Here is a 17,793-nt window from a genome sequence, read left to right as displayed (position 1 = left end):
GGATGGGAATTTCAGGACGGGAGGGTTGTGTTACAATTCGGCGATGCCAAAGGAAGAAAAGAAAAAGAGGAAGCACTCCCTGTTCAGGGAATATTATGAGGCCATTCTTGTGGCCGTCATCTTTGCATCCTTTGTGAAGGTATTCATCTTTCAAACCTATAAGATCCCAACCCAGTCGATGGTTCCGACCCTTCTTGTAGGGGATCATCTCATCGTGAACAAGTTTTCCTTTCGCGATCCGGGGCTGGGTTTTCTGGATGCACTCTTTCCCGCGTCGGATGTCAAACGCGGGGATATCATCGTTTTCAAATATCCCGAAGACCCCAGGGTCATGTTCGTCAAGCGGGCCATTGGAATGCCCGGAGATATCGTGGCTATCACCGATAAGACGGTTTATATCAATGGAAAGCCCCTGGAGGATCCATGGGCCCATTACCTGATGGAAGACGGACACCGGCCCGTCTATGTTCCCACCCGTGTGCCTGAAAACATGATCTTTGCCCTGGGGGACAACCGGGATCACTCCCGCGATTCCCGTTTCTGGGGTTTTGTCCCAAGGGATAATATTCTGGGAACGCCATGGCTCATTTACTGGTCGTATGAAGCCCCGCCCTACAATCCCAGAGAGTCCGTTTCTCAAAAAACGCGAAACTTTTTCAATGTCTTCTTTACCTTCTTCTCCAAAACCCGCTGGGCCCGTTCCTTCACTTTTCCACGTTAACCGCCTCCTGAAGATTCTCGAAGCGTACGTGGGTACCCTGCAGAAGACGACTCTTCGTCAGATGGACGAAGGGTATCACGATCCCTTCCATCTGCTTGTTGCCTGCATCATCAGCCTGCGGACGAAAGATGCCGTAACAAGGGAAGCAAGCCGGAGGCTCTTTGAAATTGTTTCCCGACCGGCTGACCTCGCGCAGACCAATCCTGACCGGATTGCAGAGCTGATTTATCCGGCGGGATTTTACCGGACCAAATCGAAGCAGCTGAATCAAATCGGCCGCATTCTTGTGGAGGAGTATCATGGGAAGGTACCCTCCACGCGGGAGGATCTGATGGCCCTTCCCGGGGTGGGGCGAAAGACGGCCAACCTCGTACTGGGACTCGGATTTGATACTCCAGCGATCTGTGTGGATACCCATGTTCATCGAATCAGTCAGAGGCTGGGATGGGTTCGAACAAAGACTCCCGCGGAAACCGAAGCGGCTCTGGAGCTACTTCTTCCCCGCTGCTGGTGGATTCCGGTGAATGATATTCTGGTTACCTTCGGACAGCGCGTCTGCCTGCCCCGGAATCCCCGGTGCGCCCAGTGTCCCATCCAATCGGACTGCCCGAAAATTGGTGTGGATCCAAACCGTGAATCAGAGACCCCCACTTGATCCGCCATCATAGCTCTTTTCTTCATTTCTTCTTTCCAGAGGCGACATCCTTGCCGGAATCTGGGATAATGCATACTCATAAATCATACGGAGGTACAGAATGCGTTTCATTACCATGGTTTTTCTACTCGGGGCTTTTGTCTTCATGATGACGGGCTGTGCGCCCAATCCTCAGGAAGAATTTTCCACATTCCTTACGGCACATGTATCAACCATTGAACCTATGCTGAAGGACATGAACCTGGCATACTGGAATGCCACGGGGACAGGAAAAGAAGAATACTACACACAGTACAGCGATCTCCTCCTCAAGATCCGTACCCTCTATTCGAATCACGAGGAGTACGAAAAGCTGAAGGCCTGGGAAGCTTCGGGAAAAGTAACCGATCCTTTGTTGAAGCGGCAACTGGTCCTTCTGAAGAATGCCTATGCTGAAAATCAGATCGATCCTGCCCTTCTTGAAAAAATGGTCAAGCTCTCTACAGACATTGAAAAGAAATTCAATACCTTCCGGGCCACCTTTGAAGGAGCCGCTGTGGATGACAATGCACTCCGCACGGTTCTTGCGGAAGAGACGAAGTCGGCCCGCCGCCAGGAAGCCTGGGAAGCCTTCAAAAAAGTCGGTGAAGAAGTTGCCCCGGACCTGATCCAACTGGTTAAGATGCGGAACGAGGCCGCGAAGGCCCTTGGATACGATGACTACTACGTTATGCAGCTTGATCTCCGCGAGCAGAGCGTGGAAGAGCTCTTCAAGGTCTTTGATGAGCTGAAAACCCTCACCGACGAACCCTTCCGTCAGGTCAAGGCCCAGATCGATGAAACCCTTGCCAAAAAGTACCGGATCAAGCCGGATGCCATGATGCCCTGGCACTATCAGGACTTTTTCTTTCAGGAAGCTCCCGATCTGGGAGGCGTGGACATCGACGCGGTCCTGAAGGACAAGGACATCGTGCAGATCGTGTCCACCTTTTATGATGGTATCGGACTGCCGGTGAAGGGAATCCTGGAAAACAGCGATCTCTACGGCCGGGATGGCAAATACCAGCATGCTTACTGCATGGATGTGGACCGGAAGGGTGATGTCCGCACCATGGATTCCATCACGCCTTCTCATTACTGGCTCTCCACGCTGATGCACGAGCTGGGGCACGGAGTCTATTCCAAGAACATCGACCCGAATCTGCCCTTCCTTCTCCGCGAAGAGGCCCACATCTTCACGACTGAAGCCATTGCCGAGATGTTCGAGCGCATGACGAACAATGCCGACTGGCTCAAGGTGATGCTGGACCTGGATGACGCCACGACCGACGCCTGGAGGGACAAGCTCCACATGCAGGAGAGGATGGGACAGCTGGTCTTCTGCCGCTGGACCGAAGTCATGTTGAGGTTCGAAAGGGAGCTATACCGGGATCCCGACCAGGATCTGAATGCCCTGTGGTGGAACTTGAAGAGCGAATACCAGTTTCTTACGCCTCCCGAAGGCCGAAATGCACCGGACTGGGCATCCAAGATTCATCTGACCTCGTCCCCGGTTTACTACCATAACTATATGCTGGGCCAGCTCCTGGCCAGCCAGCTCCTTCACACGATGGCAACGGATATTCTTAAGGAAGGAACTGCTTCCGATGTCATCTTCATAGGCCATCCCGAACTGGGCGCCTTCCTGAAGGAAAAGGTCTTTGCCCCTGGAAAGACCAAACGCTGGGATGAATTTGTCGTTGACGCGACAGGAGAACCCCTGACAGCGAAGTACTTTGCGGAGCAGTTTGTAAACTAACGATAAAGATACCGTAATGTATTGATTCGGGGCAGCTCTGCTGCCCCGAAATCTTTTTATTTGCTCCCATTCGAAAACAGAGTTTAAATGAGTGGAATGTAAGACCCGGATGAGGTTTTCTACCGGAAAAGTAAAAGGGGGAAGTAGCGTAAATTAAACGGTTTGATCATTCTATATGAAATATGTCTAAAGGGGAACAGGGCAACCTTACTTGCATTCCTGATATTGTGATATAGTTCACATATCTTCAGGGCGCAGGAGGTAGCCCATGATCGCACGGACGATTCGAACGGGCTGTCTGTTGAGTTTGCTTTTCATTTTCCCAGCACTATCACTCCACGGTGATCCGCCGCCTTCTTCTTCCCAACTCACTCTGCCGGCATCGGCCGACGTCCAGCTCCCTCCGGGGGCCGGGATGGACTGGTGGTTCCGGGTCCAGGCGGACATCCGGAGCGATGAGTACGGCATCACGTGGCAGGAAGAGTCTCCCCTCCCCGACCGGCAGGGAGCCTACCAGGCCCCCAACCGGGCACAGGGCTTCCGGACCTGGTTCACGGAGAAGGGCATCACCGTGGTGCCGAGGCGGGAGGACGTCCCCTCTTGGACCTGGGGCCTGACGCTTCTGATGCCCGGGGAGCAGACGGACACACAGCCGGGGATCCAGGTGTACGACAACCGCATCGAATTGGACCGCGGCCGGATCACCGAATGGTACGTCAACACTCCCGATGGTCTGGAACAGGGGTTTACAATCCACCGGCCACCCGTAGACCGTAGTCAGCAGCCGGCAGTCAGTAGAGGTAAGAACATTGAATCCAAAATTCAAAATACCGGACTTTATCTGGATCTACTCCTCTCCGGCTCCCTCCATCCGAAGTTCGCCGAGGACGGCCATGCGGTGGACTTCTGGGACAGCGGAAACGTCAGTGTTCTGCGATACGCGAAGCTGAAAGTCACGGACGCCACCGGCCAGGAACTCCCGGCCCACTTTGAGGGGTGGGTGGGGAGTCCTGTCACCGGTTTACGATCTACGGACTACGGAAGGGGTGGGGGTATTCGCATTGTCATCGATGCGGAGGGAGCAGTCTACCCCATCACCGTGGATCCATTGGCCACCAGCCCCGCCTGGACGGCGGAGGGTGATCAGGATGCCGCCACGTTTGGCTACAGGTTGGGAACGGCGGGGGATGTCAACGGGGACGGCTACTCCGACGTCATCGTGGGATCTCCCTATTACGACAACGGCCAGACCGATGAAGGCCGGGTGTATTTCTATCTGGGTTCGGCCTCGGGACTTTCTATGATCCCGTCATGGACGATGGAGGGTGACCAGGACAACGCACGGTTTGGATCTACCGTGGGGACGGCGGGGGATGTGAATGGGGACGGCTACTCCGACGTCATCGTGGGAGCGCCCTTATACGACAACGACCAGACCGACGAGGGGAGGGCTTATGTCTTCCTGGGTTCAGCCTCGGGGCTTTCCACGATCCCGTCATGGACGATGGAGGGTGACCAGGACAGCGCCGAGTTCGGCTTTGCCGTGGGGACGGCGGGGGACGTGAACGGAGACGGCTATTCGGACGTAATCGTGGGAGCGCCCAATTACACCAACGACCAGAGCTATGAGGGTCGGGCGTATGTATACCTGGGCTCGGCCTCAGAACTTTCCGTGACCGCGGCCTGGACGGTGGAGGGCGACCAGGATGCCGCCTTTTTCGGCCGATCTGTGGCAACAGCTGGGGATATCGATGGGGACGGCTATTCCGATGTCATCGTGGGGGCGCCCTATTACGACAACGGCCAGTACGATGAGGGTCGTGTGTATGTCTACCTGGGCTTGGCCTCGGGACTTTCAACGACCGCGTCATGGACAGTGGAGAGCGACCAGGATGCCGCTAATTTCGGTTTTGCCGTAGGGACGGCGGGGGACGTAAACGGTGATGGCTATTCAGACGTCATCGTGGGAGCGCCCTATTACGACAACGGCCAGGGCAACGAGGGGCAGGCGTTCATCTTCCTGGGTTCAGCCTCGGGGCTTTCCACTACCGCGGCCTGGACCGCAGAGGGCAACCAGGTCAACGCCTATTTTGGTCAGTCTGTAGCAACGGCGGGAGACGTGAACGGGGATGGCTACTCGGATGTCACCGTGGGGGCGCCCTTGTACGACAACGGCCAGAACAATGAGGGGCGGGCGTTCGTTTACCTGGGCTCGGCCTCGGGACTTTCCGCGACCGCGGTCTGGATCGAGGAGGTCGACCAGGTTTCCGCTTTCTTCGGCATCTTTGTTGGGACGGCGGGGGATGTCAATGGGGACGGCTATTCGGATATCATCGTTGGGGCATCTGGGTACGACAATGGCCAGACCGATGAGGGACGGGCCTATGTGTATATGGGATCGGCAAGTGGGTTGGCGGCCGCAACAAGCTGGACCGGAGAATCCAACGCAGAAGGCGCCCGGTACGGCGAGGCCGTCCGTACCGCCGGGGATGTGAACGGGGACGGCTTCGACGATGTGCTGATCGGTGCACCATTTTATAGTGGTGCATTCACCGAGGAAGGAGCCGTGTTCCTCTACCTTGGGGGACCCGATGGAGTTTCCGTTGTCGCCAATTGGTCGTTGACGGGCGAACAGGATTATGCCCATTTCGGATTCTCCGTGGGCGGTGCCGGTGACGTGAACGGGGACGGCTACAGCGACCTCATCATCGGCGCGCCCGATATGACCCAGGGGTTTGGTCGGGAGGGAGGGGCGTTTGTCTATCTGGGTGGCGCCATGGGCCCCTCGGCATCGGCCGATTGGTCGGTGTTTGGTGGCCAGGGCACGGCCCTTCTCGGAGAGGCGGTGGCCGGGGCGGGAGACGTGAACGGGGACGGGTACGGCGATGTGATCGTCGGGGTGCGGCGCTACGACAATGGCGAAACGGACGAAGGACGGGCAATGGTCTTTCTGGGAAGTTCAGCAGGGCTCGCCGGGACACCGGTATGGACGGCGGAGGGTGAGCAGAACAACGCCTATTTCGGTAATGCCGTGGCCACGGCCGGGGACGTAAACCGCGACGGCTACTCGGACATTATTATTGGCGCCCGGGGCTATGATGACCTGCCTGCTTTCCAGCCCAACGAAGGGCGGGCGTTCCTCTACCTGGGGTCGGCTGCCGGTCCCTCGGCAATGCCCGCCTGGACAGCGGAGGGCGATCAGAACAACGCTTACCTGGGCCATGCGGTTGCGACAGCCGGAGACGTAAACGGCGACGGTTATTCCGATGTCATTGTCGGGTCGCCTTTCTTTGACGGGACTTACCCGGACGCAGGCCTTGCCGCCGTCTATCTGGGGGGATCAATCGGCCTCTCTTCTGCACCAGCTTGGACGGTTGAAGGCAGTGAAGCGGGGCAATTGCTGGGGTGGTCAACCGCTCCGGCGGGGGACGTGAATCGGGATGGCTTTTCCGATGTCATCATCGGCATCGCGTCCTACTCCAATGGTGAAACGGAAGAGGGAGGGGCTGCGGTTTATATCGGTTCGGCCTCCGGCCTGCTATCTTCTCCGGATTGGACGATGGAGAGCGACCAGGAGTCTGCCTCATTCTGGGGCACCTTCGTCGGCCCTGCAGGGGATGTAAATGGTGATGGATTTGCCGACGTGCTTGTGGGTATCTCCTCCTATGACAACGGTGAGACCGACGAAGGGCGGGCCTGGGTTTACTTAGGTGGAGGAGGGCCGGGGATATCCCTGTGCCCGATCCAGAGAAGGATTGACAACAGTGCGATGATCGCACCGCTGGGTCGTGCGGGGGACGGCCTGTTCCGACTTGCGCTGTCGGGCCGGACGCCCTTCGGTCGAAGCGATGTGAAGCTCGAATGGCAGGTTACCCCACTGGGAGGGACCTTCTCTTCCGGCCTCAATCCCTTTCAGACCGAGTATGGATGGACGAACAGCCAACTTACGGGGACTGCTCTTTCCCCCTCTCTCATCCTTCAAACTGATGGTCCGTATCTCTGGAGAATGCGGACGAAGTACCGTGCGGCCACGACTCCCCTCCAGGGGCACGGCCCCTGGTTCTCCCCCACGGCCAACGGGCTGATGGAAACCGATCTGCGCCGCGCGCCGACCTGCAACGTCCCCGACGAGGCGGCATGGATTTACGAGGAGACCAAGAGTGTTCCCGACAACTATCCCATCATCCACTGGCAGGACTGGAACCAGCTGGACCAGCGGACGGGCTGGAATGTGCGCCGCTCAAATGACCCCGCTCTTCCCAAGGAATCCTGGGAGATCGTGGCGAGCAATATCCTCGACGGAGACGCCGCCACGTCCAACAATCAGTGGACCGACATCTCGGGGGATATTCCGGGTGGGCCCTACAACACCTGGTATTACCAGGTCACCGCGTACAATGCCAACTGTCCAGCGGAGGGGCCGTTCTGAGAAAGTAAAAACCTTAGTCCGTATTCAGTAGATAGATCGTTTTTTCAGGAGCCCGATCCGAAAATGAAGGTCAGGATGCCGCGGAAGAAGTAGGACACAATCATCAGGATAAAGAGCAGGGAAAGGCATCCGCAACAGCAGCATCCTGTGAAAAACCCCAGAATCGGCCGCCGGGCCATCGTCAGGTGTCCAGCCCCTGAAGGAGGCTTCCCATCATCTTCTCGCTGGCTTCCTTTGGAGTCATGTTCTTCGCGCCGTACCGGTAGGCAAGAATCTTCTGCTTCTTCCCCGGACAGACGATGAGAATCACGAAATGCAGCTCGGGGTCGTACAGACGAATAAAGTCCCGGGCCTGGTCGTCCGCCATCTGTTCGAAGATCTCCCCATCTTCCTCCGTCAGGTAGTGCATTTCCTTATCTTCAACCACCAGGGCCAGCGCTCCGCCGCCCCGCTCCCGATACTGAAGGTAGGCGTACCCGGCCAGGGCTTCCCAGTTGTCCCGAATGAAGTTTTCGTGGTTTTCTTCGTGGGAAGCCCGCTCAAATCCGGTAAGGGTGAGGGTTCCGTAAGGGTGAATGTCCAGAACCGCGTTCATTTCACCTTCCGAAGCATGCCGCGGAGCACCTGTTCAAGGAGATCGGACGGGTTCGTTCCTTTATCCATGAGTTTCCTCGCAAAGTCCTTGGACACCCTTGCAGAGATTGTGACTTCAATCCGGTAATACTTTTTCCCTTTCCTGATTTTCGGTCCATGCTCAGTTACGAGAATGTCCTCCGATTCTTTTTTTACCGCAGCTTTTTTCTGTATCGGTTTTTTCACGGCAGCCGGTTTTCTTTTCGATTGAGGCCTTCTGGATTGCTTTGCGGCCGCGGGTTTTCTTGCGGCAGCTGTCCGTTTTTGCTTGGCCGGTTCCGGTGGGGGAGGTACGGGTTCTGCTTCTACGGAACGATCCAGCAGGGCTTCTAACTTTTGTCGTTTGGCCATCCTGTCACCTCCTGAGTGAGCAATTCGATTGCGGTTACGGCCTTGTGGTCGGCCTCCCACCGGTGGAGCGGAAGTCCGGCAAAGGATGCTTCCTGAAAGGCGCATGTTTCGGGGATGCTGATTGTGGGGAAGACTCCGAGCCGGTCCGCCAGGGTGTACATCGTCTCCACGATGGCGAGCCGGGGCCGGACGCGGTTAAAGACGAAAAGAACACGGGGGGGAGGAGTTCGTTTCATCTGTGAATGCCTTAGAAGAGGAAGCAGGGCTGTGGTGGCCCGAAGATCCTGGGGAGTGGGATTCATGGGAATGACCAGGGTGTCCATCCTGTCCATGAGGATCATGGCAATTTCGTCGTGGTTCGGGGGACTGTCCACGATTGTGACTTCCTCCGACCGGTGAGTCAGGGCCTCGTCCAGGCTGTCCGGTACATGCTGGACGGTAAAGGGAAGTTCCCGGGTCCGGGCCCGGTACATTTCCCAGGCCGAACCCTGGCGGTCCGCATCCAGGAGAACAACCCGATATCCCTGGTCCGCCACCATGCCTGCAACGTTATAGGCGAGAAGGCTTTTCCCACACCCTCCCTTCGTATTCATAAAGGCCAGGGTCAGTGATAGATTCTTGCGGGCCATGGTTCTATTATCCCAGATTTCACAACCTCACGCGAACCGGGTACATCCTGCCCGAACCTGGAAACCCTCAAAGGAATTCAGATCACGAATCAGGGGTTGTCAGGTTGTCTGAAGATATCCAGCCGTGCATCCCAGGGTTCAATGACTTCGGATTCGGCACGCCCGGTGTCGGTCCCGAATATCTCCATGGCTCCCACCAGCATGGCATCCACCGTCTCCCTGAGATCGTTGGAGGGGGATAAGCAGGCGATCTGAGCGAGCCACACGATGGAGCGTGTGCCATCCCTGTCAAAGGGTTCGGATTCGATTACATTGACTTCCATCCAGTGAAGATAGGCCCCTCTCCGCACCGGGGAAAAGGTGAATCCCCGGAAGAAGATGCGGGGGTCGGGAAAGATCATGATGTCAAATACGGGATCGATGTCCCAACTGTCCACCGGCCGTTCACCTCCGAGGCCGTACGTCACCATGATCAGGTAGTCGGCTTCTTCCCGGGGAAGAACCTTTACTCCCGCCTGTTCCATAGCGAGGCCGGTCTTCCGGATGACTTCCTTTTCGAACATTTCATTTTCGGCATCGGGGTTTGTCACAAGGGCAAAGGTGTTATCCGGGGAAACCCGGAGAGGGATGTCGGGACTGGCAAATCCGTTCAATGTGAGATGGTAGCCCCGAAAGGCCGTGCAGGACAGTCCCAGGAGCGAGGCAAAGGTTACGGCAAGAATCGTCATCGTTCGTTTCATCCGACCTCCTTCCATATGTTACAACACCCGGCAGCTCCCGTTTCATTCTCGCAGACGCGGGATCTAAGAAAAATACGGCCCCGTTCGTCTGTGGGGTGAGGAGGTCATATCGTGATGGAACAGACAGCGAACCGATTCGGTACAATGGAGACGATCATGGATGAAAAGCCGGACGCGGGAACCCTTCTTCAATCCTTCATCGACGGAGACGCTTCAACCTTCCCCGAGGTCGTGCGGACGCTCAGAAGCCGCCTTACGCACTATGCGTACGCCGTGATCTCGGACTGGGACGCCGCAAAGGACGCGGTCCAGGAAGCCTTCACGAAGCTCTACCGCGTGGGAAGGTCGATCCGGGAAAATCCCATGGCCTGGCTCTTTAAAGTGACCCGCAACCAATGCATCGACCAGATCCGGCAGAGGAAGAGACGAGGCGAGGAACGCCTGGGAGGGGCCATCCACATCTCCTCCCGGGGAAGCCTGCCCCCCGATCTGACCCTGCAGGTCCGTGAAGCCATGGATGTACTGTCGGAGCGGGATCGGGCCGTCGTCCTGTTGAAGGTCGTCGAGGGTCTGAGTTACCAGGAGATTGCCCAATCCATGGACCTCTCCGTTTCCAATGTGGGCTACATCCTCCATCACGGTCTGAAAAGAATGGCCTCCCACCTTGGACAAGGAGGACAATCATGAAACACGAACATATCGAAGAAAAACTTGCCGCTTACCTCTTTCACGAACTGGAGCCTGCAGATCATGAGATGGTAGAGAAGCACCTGGAAACGTGCGAACTCTGCCGGGCTGAGCTGACTCAGCTGGAATCGACGGTCGGGATGATCCGGGACGGGTTCCCGGCGCTGGAATCGACGGATGAAGAGGTGGATCGAATCGTGGCGGAGGCCACGAAAGCCGATGTGCGAACCTTCCGGACCCCGATCCGGTACTGGCTCCCCGTCGCGGCAGCCCTTGTTGTAGGGGTTATCGCAATTTCTATCCTCAGGGTCGGCAACAGGCAGGGTCTCGTTGATCTCACGGCTCCCCAGGCGAAGGCCGTGGCTGAATCTCAATCAACACCATTGGCGCAGAAAGAAATGTCAATAAAAGCTGATACTGGAGATCTTTCCTCTGCAATACCTTACGACCGGGATGGACAGGAAAGCCGAGCGACGATCGGCAAGGCCGGTCTCGACGAGTACGCACCGGCGATGAAGGAAGTTCAGAAGGCAGGAGAGAAGAACGAAGTGCAGGATCGAGAAATGGGTGAGGCACTGAGGACGACAGGCGTAAGGTCTGAAGAATCAGCACCCGAACTTCGGACAGCACCGTCCAGTGCGGCAGAGCCGAGAGAGATGGATGCCCTCTATTCAGATCGTAAGGGTCAGGATTATGACCAGACTGTAGAGCGTTCGAAGGACAAGCGGGCTGCAGGAGAAATTCGTCAGGATGCGCCAACCGAGGTGGCGGGAACGGGTTCTACGTCGGCATCGGGTCTGGAAAAATCCAGACGGGCTGAGGAGAAAAAGGCCCAGACACCGCCTCCCGCACCGATTACCTATGGTGAATTTGAAGAAAAGGTTACGGTTTCCAATGACAGACTCCGAGGGGGATCTGCAACACACGATCCCTCCAACGTCGGGGGCAGCGTGCCTCCCAACGGGGAGCCCTACCCGTCGATGTTCTTCGAGCACGCCGGGGTCAATCCCTTCATCGTCACGGAGGAAGATCCTCTTTCCACCTTTGCCGTAGATGTGGATACAGCGTCCTATACTGTGGCCCGGAACTACCTGATGCGCGGTCAGCTTCCCCCCCAGGATGCCGTCCGGGTGGAAGAGTTTGTCAACGCCTTTCCCCAGGGATACCCGGAGGAGCGGAACGAGGACTGGGCGATCCACGTGGACGGGGTTCCCTCGCCATTCGGTGACGGGTATCACCTGGTTCGCGTCGGTCTCGCCGCACGGTCAATCCCGGAGGAATCCCGGAAGCCGGTCGTTCTGACTTTCGTGATCGATGTTTCGGGATCCATGAACCGTGAAAACCGACTGGAACTGGTCAAGCGCAGCCTCCGGCTCCTGGTCGATCGTCTCGACAGCCGGGATTCCATCGGAATCGCCGTGTACGGGTCGAGGGGGGAATCCTTCATGAGCCATGAACGGGTGACTCCGGAAAACCGGGAAGAAATACTTCAGTCTATCCGCCAGCTTCGTCCCGGCGGATCGACAAACGCAGAAGAAGGGTTGCGGATCGGGTACCGGATGGCCTTCAATGCGTTCGATCCCCGTGCGGTCAACCGTGTGATCCTATGCTCCGACGGAGTTGCCAATGTGGGACGGACCGGCGCGGAAGACATCCTGGAACAGCTGAGCGTTTTTGCCCAGAGAGGCGTCTTTCTGACCGCGATCGGATTCGGGATGGGCAACTATAACGACGTCCTGATGGAACGCCTGGCCGACAGGGGAAACGGCATGTACGCGTACATCGATACCTACGAAGAGGCGGAGCGATTCTTCCTCCAGAAGCTGACGGGCCTTCTGCAGACCGTGGCCAAGGATGTGAAGATCCAGGTTGAATTTAACCCCGACACGGTTCTTCGTTATCGCCTTCTGGGGTATGAAAACCGGGATGTCCGGGATGTTGATTTCCGGAATGACCGGGTGGATGCAGGGGAGGTCAACGCCGGACACACGGTGATTGCCCTCTATGAGGTTAAGCTCGCAAAACGTGGAAATGACCTGGGTGTGGTCCGGATCCGCTATAAACAACCCGACAGCGACACCGCCCGGGAGATCGCCCGATCCATCCACCGGAAGAACCTTGCCAGGAAGCTTTCTGCAGCCTCTCCCTACCTGGTCGTCGATGCGCTCGTGGCCCAGTTTGCGGAAATTCTCCGGGGCAGTTACTGGGCAAAGGAGGATGGAGGATTTACCGCGATCCTGAAGGTCGCCGGCTCCATCCCGAAAACCGCTCATCTGAATGCGCAGACGGACGAGTTTTTCGATCTTGTCTCCCGTGCGGAGACCATTCTGAACGGCCATGGTTCACCCGGAATCACCACCAACTGAGATACCTCACGGGCCTTCCTCCGGGAAGGCCCGTTTTCTTTCCGTCCCGGGACACTTTATAATCCATGGGAATGCCTGAACCGATGAACCTGATCGATGCCCACTGCCATCTGTACAGCCTTGACCACCCTGAGGAAGAAGTCCAGCGTGCGAAAGATGCGGGAGTTGAATCGGTCATCTGTGTGAGTGAGGATCTGAAAACGATGGAGGCGGTTCTTGCGATCCGGGACCGCTTTCCGGACTTTGTTCTTCCCGGTCTGGGAATCCATCCAGCGGAATCGGTCTACTACGATTCAGCAACCTGGGAACGCAGCCTGAACTTTTTGCAGAAACATGCGAAGGAAGCGGTCTGTATGGGTGAGATCGGGCTGGATTTCAAACATGCCGAAGACGAAACGGCACAATCCCTGCAGCGTTCCCACCTCCATGCGCAGATGGAGATAGCCGAGGCACATCGTCTTCCGATTAACCTGCATTCCCGGCGTGCCCTTCGTCAGACCATGGAAGAGGCCATTTCCTTTCATAAAAAAACCGGGCTCCAGGCACTTCTCCACTGGTTTGCCCATTCAAAGAAATTGCTCAGGGCAACCAATGCGGAGGGGATCTTTGTTTCCGCGGGTCCATCGATCCTTTTCTCTGAAGAGGCCTGTTCGACGGCTCTCACGATTGATCTGCACCTGATTCTTGTCGAAACCGATACGCCGGTTCCCTACAGCGGTCAGTTTTCCCGTCCAACCTGGACCTCCCGGGTGGCTGATCATCTAGTCCGGGCCGATTCTTCAAACCGGATCACCCGGCGGGTCCTTTCAGAGAATACATACCGTTACCTTGGGCGGAGCTAAGCTCTTGATCCGGAACTTCCAGGCTGCCGGAGAGTCCCATGATTGTGAAGGATGAGGATCTCGTCTACGGCCTGAAGATCCGGGATCCTGGAATTTCGGAACTCTTCTTCAGCCGGTACGGTCCTATGGTCTTCCGGCTGGCCATGAGCGTGCTGGGAGATGAAATCCTCGCAAGCGATTGCGCTCAGGATGTTTTGTTCAAGGTTCTGCGTTCCATCCAGGGGTTTCAGGGACGGTCGACGCTGAAAACCTGGATCATCTCCATCACGTTGAACACAGCCCGGACACGCCTGAAGCGCGAGATCAAACGAAACCGACGGTCCAGATCACTGGAAGACATTGACCTGAGTTCGCCAGCGGAAGGACCGGAACAGTACGCACTCAGAATGGAACGATCAGATAAGGTTGTAAGGGCTCTCAGGGATCTTCGTCCGGAATACAGGGAGATTCTGGTCCTCCGGGAGACGGAAGAACTATCCTATGAAGAAATTGCAGAGATTCTCTCCATTCCCATAGGCACCGTCCGTTCCCGCCTCGCCCGTGCTCGCCTTGCCCTCGCGGAGCAGTTCCGAAAGGAGTTCAGGAATCATGAACTGTGATGAGATCCGGGAGCGGATGGCCGCCAACGATCTCTCCGGGATCGAGAGAGATCAGGTGCAGGCTCATCTTTCAACCTGTCCGGCCTGCCGTGAAATTCAAGAGGCTCTGGAAGTGGCCACGCGGAACCTGAAGGCATTGCGATCCCTGGACCCACCCCCCTCCCTCCGTCGAGCCTTTCTGCAGAGAGTGGCCAGAGACCGTAAGGGAAGAACGCGCCGACTCCCTGGAATGCTCTGGGAGACAACCCTTGGTGTGATCGGCGCCTCGGTCATGCTTCTCCTTGTCCTGATCCTGATCTATACCCATGCCTTCCCTCCCGGCACGCCTGAAGAACCGTTGATCCTGGTGCAGGTTTTTCCGTCGGGGAGAGTGGTGCAAACGGTCCATCCGCCGCGTTCCGTCCTTCTGGACGAGCGGGGTACCGTCATGTCGATTCATCTCCTGATTGATCAACATGGGAAGATGGAAAAGATTCTTGAAATGGAAGGCGGCTCGGAAAAGTTACAGGAAAGATATCGGGGATTATTACGCCGCTGGACCTTCTCCGTTGCTGAGGCGGGTGACTATATCCTGGTTCTCACGATCCCGGAGCCAGGCAAGAAATAGATTCGCAATTTCTGGATCGAACTGGCCACCGGATTCTCGTTCCAGCTCCTTCATTGCATGGCTGAGGGGGAGACGGGAGCGGTAAGGGCGATCCGACACCATGGCATCAAAGGCATCGACGATGGCTACGATCCGGGCTCCCAGCGGAATTTCGTGTTCTCCGATCCCCTTCGGGTATCCATGACCATCAAAGCGCTCGTGGTGGTGGAGGATGAACGGAATCACCGGCTCGAGCTGGGAAATACCCCGCAGGATTTGAACCCCGATTTCGGGATGGCGGCGCATGATAACCATCTCGTCATCGGAGAGATGGGAACCTTTCAGAAGAATGGTTTCCGGGACACCGATCTTCCCGATATCGTGGAGGATACATCCCAGCTTAACCTGTTCGATCTGAGCATCATCCAGCTCCATCAGCCCGGCAAGGAGCTCGCCGAAGTAAGCACTCCGGCCTACATGACCGCGTGTGTAGGGATCCTTGGCCTCGATGACCTCGGCCAATGTTTCGACGGTGTGAAAGAAAAAGTCTTTTAGTTCCTCGTTCCGTTCTTCAAGGGTCCGGTACAGCTTGGCATTCTCAATGGCGACGGCCAGAATGTGGGCAAAGGGTTCCAGAATGAGGCGATCGTTTTCACTGAAAAATCCGGGGCGGTCGCTCTCGACATCCAGGACACCGATGACACTTCCATGAACGCGGAGGGGGATCGCCATCTCCGATCGGGTGGCCTGGCTGGAGCGGATGTACCTGGGGTCATCGAGAACATCTTCCACAATCACGATTTCGTTATGTAGAGCGGCATATCCGGTGATGCCGTCCCGGGAGGTGATTCGAAAGGCTTCCACGACTTCATGGGGGTAGTTGATCGAAGCAACAATTTTCAGATGTTCACCATCCTCTTCGTAGAGAAGAATCGCGCAGTTGTGGTACCCCAGTGAGTCTTTAATGAAGAGGAGCATTTCGTTGAGAAGATCTTCGAAGGCGATCTTCCCGACGAGGCGCTGATGAAGTTCAAAGAGTGTCTTCTCCCGGTGTTCCTTGCGTTCAAGCTCAAAGACAAGATTCATCTCCCGGACATGAATCTCCAGGGCTTCCTTGATGAGCACAAGAATATCTTCTCCCGGATGGGCTGTAACGGGAACCAGGATGAAATTATTGGAAAAGGGAATACAGATGACTCCGGCGAAGGAGGAAAAGTCATCAAGAATGCATCCTGACATCGGGCAATCGGGCCACTGGTCGATGGGAATCCAGTTGATGTGATGAGCGCATTCCCTGGAGCACACGTTGGGGATCGGTTCCTTGTTTGTCGAATGAGGAAATACCTGATTGTGAAATCCACCCTTGCTGTAAAAAATATACAGCAGATCCGTTTTCAGGATCTTTTTCACGATTTCCAGGATAAACGCGTATTCCATTCGGATGAACATACCAGAATCAGGAAGCCCGCGCAACACGGCTTAAGGTTTGTGAGTTTTTTATGTCAAAATAGGTCCATGCGTGAGAAACTCCTTCCCAGGCTTCTCCATCGGCCCTGCGGGGACCCGGGGGTGATCGTTCATGTCATTGTGGAAGGGTATGAGTACCTCTTTGACCTCCCGCCTGTGTCCCATGTGGCGACCCGGCTCCTGCGCAGGGTGCGTGCCGCCTTTGTTACACATACTCATGTGGACCATTTTGTCGGCATGGGGCACTTTCTCCGCGTAAATCTGACCCGGGATGAAGAGGTTCTTCTCGTGGGTCCTGAAGGTTTCGTTTCCAACGTGAACGGTTTTCTCTCCGCCTTTACCTGGAACCTGGGAGAGGATTATCCCTTTCGATTACGAGTCCTGGAGGTCGGAGAAACGACGCGAAAAGAAGCCACCTTCTCCTGCAGAAATCACTTCGTCATGGAGTCGCTCCGTGAGTGCCCTTCCGACGGTCCGATCGTAGAAAATGAGGTGCACCGGGTCACTGCCTGTACGCTGGACCATGGTATTCCCGTGCTGGCCTTTCGAATGGAGGAGCATGACCATGTCAACATCAACGCACAGGCTCTTACAGAGGCCGGACTTCCTCCGGGTCCCTGGCTCAAAGAAATCAAAAGGGCAATCAAGCTGGGTATGGATGAGTCGACACCGATGGATACACCGGCGGGCCGCCGCCCGATCGGCGAAATCACACGGGAACTGGTCATTGTTACACCGGGCCGTTCGATCGGATATGTCGTGGATACTGCGTACCATGAAGAAAACCTGGAGCGACTCATCCCTTTCCTGGAAGGAGTTGATATTCTATACATGGAGACGGCCTTTCCGGAGGGTGAGGAAGAAAGAGCACTGGAGCGAAACCACTTCAATGCCTTCCATGCCGCTGTAATTGCACAGCAGGTTCGTGCCAAACGTCTCCGACCCCTTCACATCTCTCCCAAGTACCTGGGCCACGAGGAAGAGATGGTCCGCCAGATGGCAAAACATTTTTCCGGCGAGATTCAGCTTTCCCGACCCTATCGCAAATCGTAGTTGTAGGCAGCACCCACTTTCAATCGTACCGTTCCTTTTCCTCTACCTTCTTCAGGTGGTAAGTTTTTGGATTATTAGCTGGCTTTCGTGCATTATGGCATTGTTTGTGTGGCGGGTACGGTACATTAACCCAAAATTTACCAGCAATTAAAGGCTGACGCTGACTTTCCAATGTAAAGATATAAGTTCTGACCCCCTGCCTTCAAAAACAGACTCTGGACAGCGCTCCCTTTTGGAAGGAGCAACTCAATCAGATTT

At 56.1% G+C, this 17,793-nt stretch carries 16 protein-coding genes; 10 read left to right on the top strand and 6 right to left on the bottom strand.

Translation table 11 applies throughout. The annotated features are described in order from the left end of the window. The first annotated feature begins 43 nt into the window (after positions 1–43). From lepB to PLD04_05240, 4 genes are all read left to right on the top strand, one after another. Positions 44–721: a signal peptidase I gene (lepB, locus tag PLD04_05255; GenBank protein ID HXK67730.1), complete on the top strand. Its 678-nt coding sequence runs from the start codon at positions 44–46 to the stop codon at positions 719–721. After that, a complete protein-coding gene (gene nth / locus PLD04_05250; GenBank protein ID HXK67729.1) occupies positions 660–1,376 on the top strand; it encodes an endonuclease III in 717 nt (238 codons plus the stop codon). Before lepB ends, nth begins: the two co-directional genes overlap by 62 nt. 100 nt (positions 1,377–1,476) lie before the next feature. Continuing rightward, complete coding sequence (locus tag PLD04_05245) at positions 1,477–3,153, top strand: M2 family metallopeptidase (protein HXK67728.1); 1,677 nt, start codon at positions 1,477–1,479, stop codon at positions 3,151–3,153. A 268-nt stretch (positions 3,154–3,421) separates the two neighbouring features. Then, complete coding sequence (locus PLD04_05240; GenBank protein HXK67727.1) at positions 3,422–7,582, top strand: integrin alpha; 4,161 nt, start codon at positions 3,422–3,424, stop codon at positions 7,580–7,582. A 44-nt stretch (positions 7,583–7,626) separates the two neighbouring features. Here PLD04_05240 and PLD04_05235 read toward each other — a convergent pair whose 3' ends face one another. The 5 genes from PLD04_05235 to PLD04_05215 form a co-directional block, all read right to left on the bottom strand. After that, complete coding sequence (locus PLD04_05235; protein ID HXK67726.1) at positions 7,627–7,761, bottom strand: hypothetical protein; 135 nt, start codon at positions 7,759–7,761, stop codon at positions 7,627–7,629. A gap of 2 nt (positions 7,762–7,763) precedes the next feature. After that, complete coding sequence (locus PLD04_05230; protein ID HXK67725.1) at positions 7,764–8,177, bottom strand: hypothetical protein; 414 nt, start codon at positions 8,175–8,177, stop codon at positions 7,764–7,766. Continuing rightward, positions 8,174–8,566, bottom strand: coding sequence for a hypothetical protein (locus PLD04_05225; protein ID HXK67724.1), 393 nt, complete (start codon positions 8,564–8,566; stop codon positions 8,174–8,176). Before PLD04_05225 ends, PLD04_05230 begins: the two co-directional genes overlap by 4 nt. Then, positions 8,545–9,195: a ParA family protein gene (locus tag PLD04_05220; protein HXK67723.1), complete on the bottom strand. Its 651-nt coding sequence runs from the start codon at positions 9,193–9,195 to the stop codon at positions 8,545–8,547. The genes PLD04_05225 and PLD04_05220 overlap by 22 nt, the downstream gene beginning before the upstream one ends. An 89-nt stretch (positions 9,196–9,284) precedes the next feature. Then, entirely contained in the window at positions 9,285–9,935 is a 651-nt protein-coding gene (locus PLD04_05215) for a hypothetical protein (GenBank protein HXK67722.1), read from the bottom strand. A gap of 114 nt (positions 9,936–10,049) precedes the next feature. Between PLD04_05215 and PLD04_05210 the strand changes: the two genes are divergently transcribed. From PLD04_05210 to PLD04_05190, 5 genes are all read left to right on the top strand, one after another. Further along, positions 10,050–10,622: an RNA polymerase sigma factor gene (locus PLD04_05210; protein HXK67721.1), complete on the top strand. Its 573-nt coding sequence runs from the start codon at positions 10,050–10,052 to the stop codon at positions 10,620–10,622. Then, entirely contained in the window at positions 10,619–12,988 is a 2,370-nt protein-coding gene (locus PLD04_05205; GenBank protein HXK67720.1) for a von Willebrand factor type A domain-containing protein, read from the top strand. The genes PLD04_05210 and PLD04_05205 overlap by 4 nt, the downstream gene beginning before the upstream one ends. Positions 12,989–13,059: 71 nt before the next feature. After that, a complete protein-coding gene (locus tag PLD04_05200) occupies positions 13,060–13,830 on the top strand; it encodes a TatD family hydrolase (protein ID HXK67719.1) in 771 nt (256 codons plus the stop codon). Positions 13,831–13,868: 38 nt separating this feature from the next. Then, positions 13,869–14,429, top strand: a complete 561-nt coding sequence (locus PLD04_05195) for an RNA polymerase sigma factor (GenBank protein HXK67718.1) — start codon at positions 13,869–13,871, stop codon at positions 14,427–14,429. After that, positions 14,419–15,036 carry an anti-sigma factor gene (locus PLD04_05190; protein ID HXK67717.1) on the top strand — a complete coding sequence of 206 codons (618 nt, stop codon included), beginning with the start codon at positions 14,419–14,421 and terminating at the stop codon, positions 15,034–15,036. Before PLD04_05195 ends, PLD04_05190 begins: the two co-directional genes overlap by 11 nt. Here PLD04_05190 and PLD04_05185 read toward each other — a convergent pair. Further along, on the bottom strand, positions 14,956–16,452 hold the full coding sequence (locus PLD04_05185; protein HXK67716.1) for a GAF domain-containing protein: 1,497 nt from the start codon (positions 16,450–16,452) through the stop codon (positions 14,956–14,958). The two genes, PLD04_05190 and PLD04_05185, sit on opposite strands and share 81 nt — an antisense overlap. A 78-nt stretch (positions 16,453–16,530) precedes the next feature. Between PLD04_05185 and PLD04_05180 the strand changes: the two genes are divergently transcribed. Next, positions 16,531–17,535, top strand: coding sequence for a hypothetical protein (locus PLD04_05180; protein HXK67715.1), 1,005 nt, complete (start codon positions 16,531–16,533; stop codon positions 17,533–17,535). Positions 17,536–17,793: the final 258 nt, after the last annotated feature.

The organism is Thermoanaerobaculia bacterium (assembly GCA_035593605.1).
Lineage (GTDB): Bacteria > Acidobacteriota > Thermoanaerobaculia > UBA2201 > DAOSWS01 > DAOSWS01.
This window is presented reverse-complemented; position numbering and strand designations above follow the sequence as displayed.

Excerpts from the sequence above, each read along its gene's own strand:
- PLD04_05195 (HXK67718.1), top strand. The coding sequence starts at position 13,869 with ATGATTGTGAAGGATGAGGATCTCGTCTACGGCCTGAAGATCCGGGAT.
- PLD04_05180 (HXK67715.1), top strand. The coding sequence starts at position 16,531 with ATGCGTGAGAAACTCCTTCCCAGGCTTCTCCATCGGCCCTGCGGGGAC.
- PLD04_05230 (HXK67725.1), bottom strand. The coding sequence starts at position 8,177 with ATGAACGCGGTTCTGGACATTCACCCTTACGGAACCCTCACCCTTACC.
- PLD04_05245 (HXK67728.1), top strand. The coding sequence starts at position 1,477 with ATGCGTTTCATTACCATGGTTTTTCTACTCGGGGCTTTTGTCTTCATG.
- PLD04_05215 (HXK67722.1), bottom strand. The coding sequence starts at position 9,935 with ATGAAACGAACGATGACGATTCTTGCCGTAACCTTTGCCTCGCTCCTG.
- PLD04_05225 (HXK67724.1), bottom strand. The coding sequence starts at position 8,566 with ATGGCCAAACGACAAAAGTTAGAAGCCCTGCTGGATCGTTCCGTAGAA.
- PLD04_05200 (HXK67719.1), top strand. The coding sequence starts at position 13,060 with ATGCCTGAACCGATGAACCTGATCGATGCCCACTGCCATCTGTACAGC.
- PLD04_05190 (HXK67717.1), top strand. The coding sequence starts at position 14,419 with ATGAACTGTGATGAGATCCGGGAGCGGATGGCCGCCAACGATCTCTCC.
- PLD04_05205 (HXK67720.1), top strand. The coding sequence starts at position 10,619 with ATGAAACACGAACATATCGAAGAAAAACTTGCCGCTTACCTCTTTCAC.
- lepB (HXK67730.1), top strand. The coding sequence starts at position 44 with ATGCCAAAGGAAGAAAAGAAAAAGAGGAAGCACTCCCTGTTCAGGGAA.
- PLD04_05210 (HXK67721.1), top strand. The coding sequence starts at position 10,050 with ATGGAACAGACAGCGAACCGATTCGGTACAATGGAGACGATCATGGAT.
- nth (HXK67729.1), top strand. The coding sequence starts at position 660 with ATGTCTTCTTTACCTTCTTCTCCAAAACCCGCTGGGCCCGTTCCTTCA.
- PLD04_05240 (HXK67727.1), top strand. The coding sequence starts at position 3,422 with ATGATCGCACGGACGATTCGAACGGGCTGTCTGTTGAGTTTGCTTTTC.
- PLD04_05185 (HXK67716.1), bottom strand. The coding sequence starts at position 16,452 with ATGGAATACGCGTTTATCCTGGAAATCGTGAAAAAGATCCTGAAAACG.
- PLD04_05235 (HXK67726.1), bottom strand. The coding sequence starts at position 7,761 with ATGGCCCGGCGGCCGATTCTGGGGTTTTTCACAGGATGCTGCTGTTGC.
- PLD04_05220 (HXK67723.1), bottom strand. The coding sequence starts at position 9,195 with ATGGCCCGCAAGAATCTATCACTGACCCTGGCCTTTATGAATACGAAG.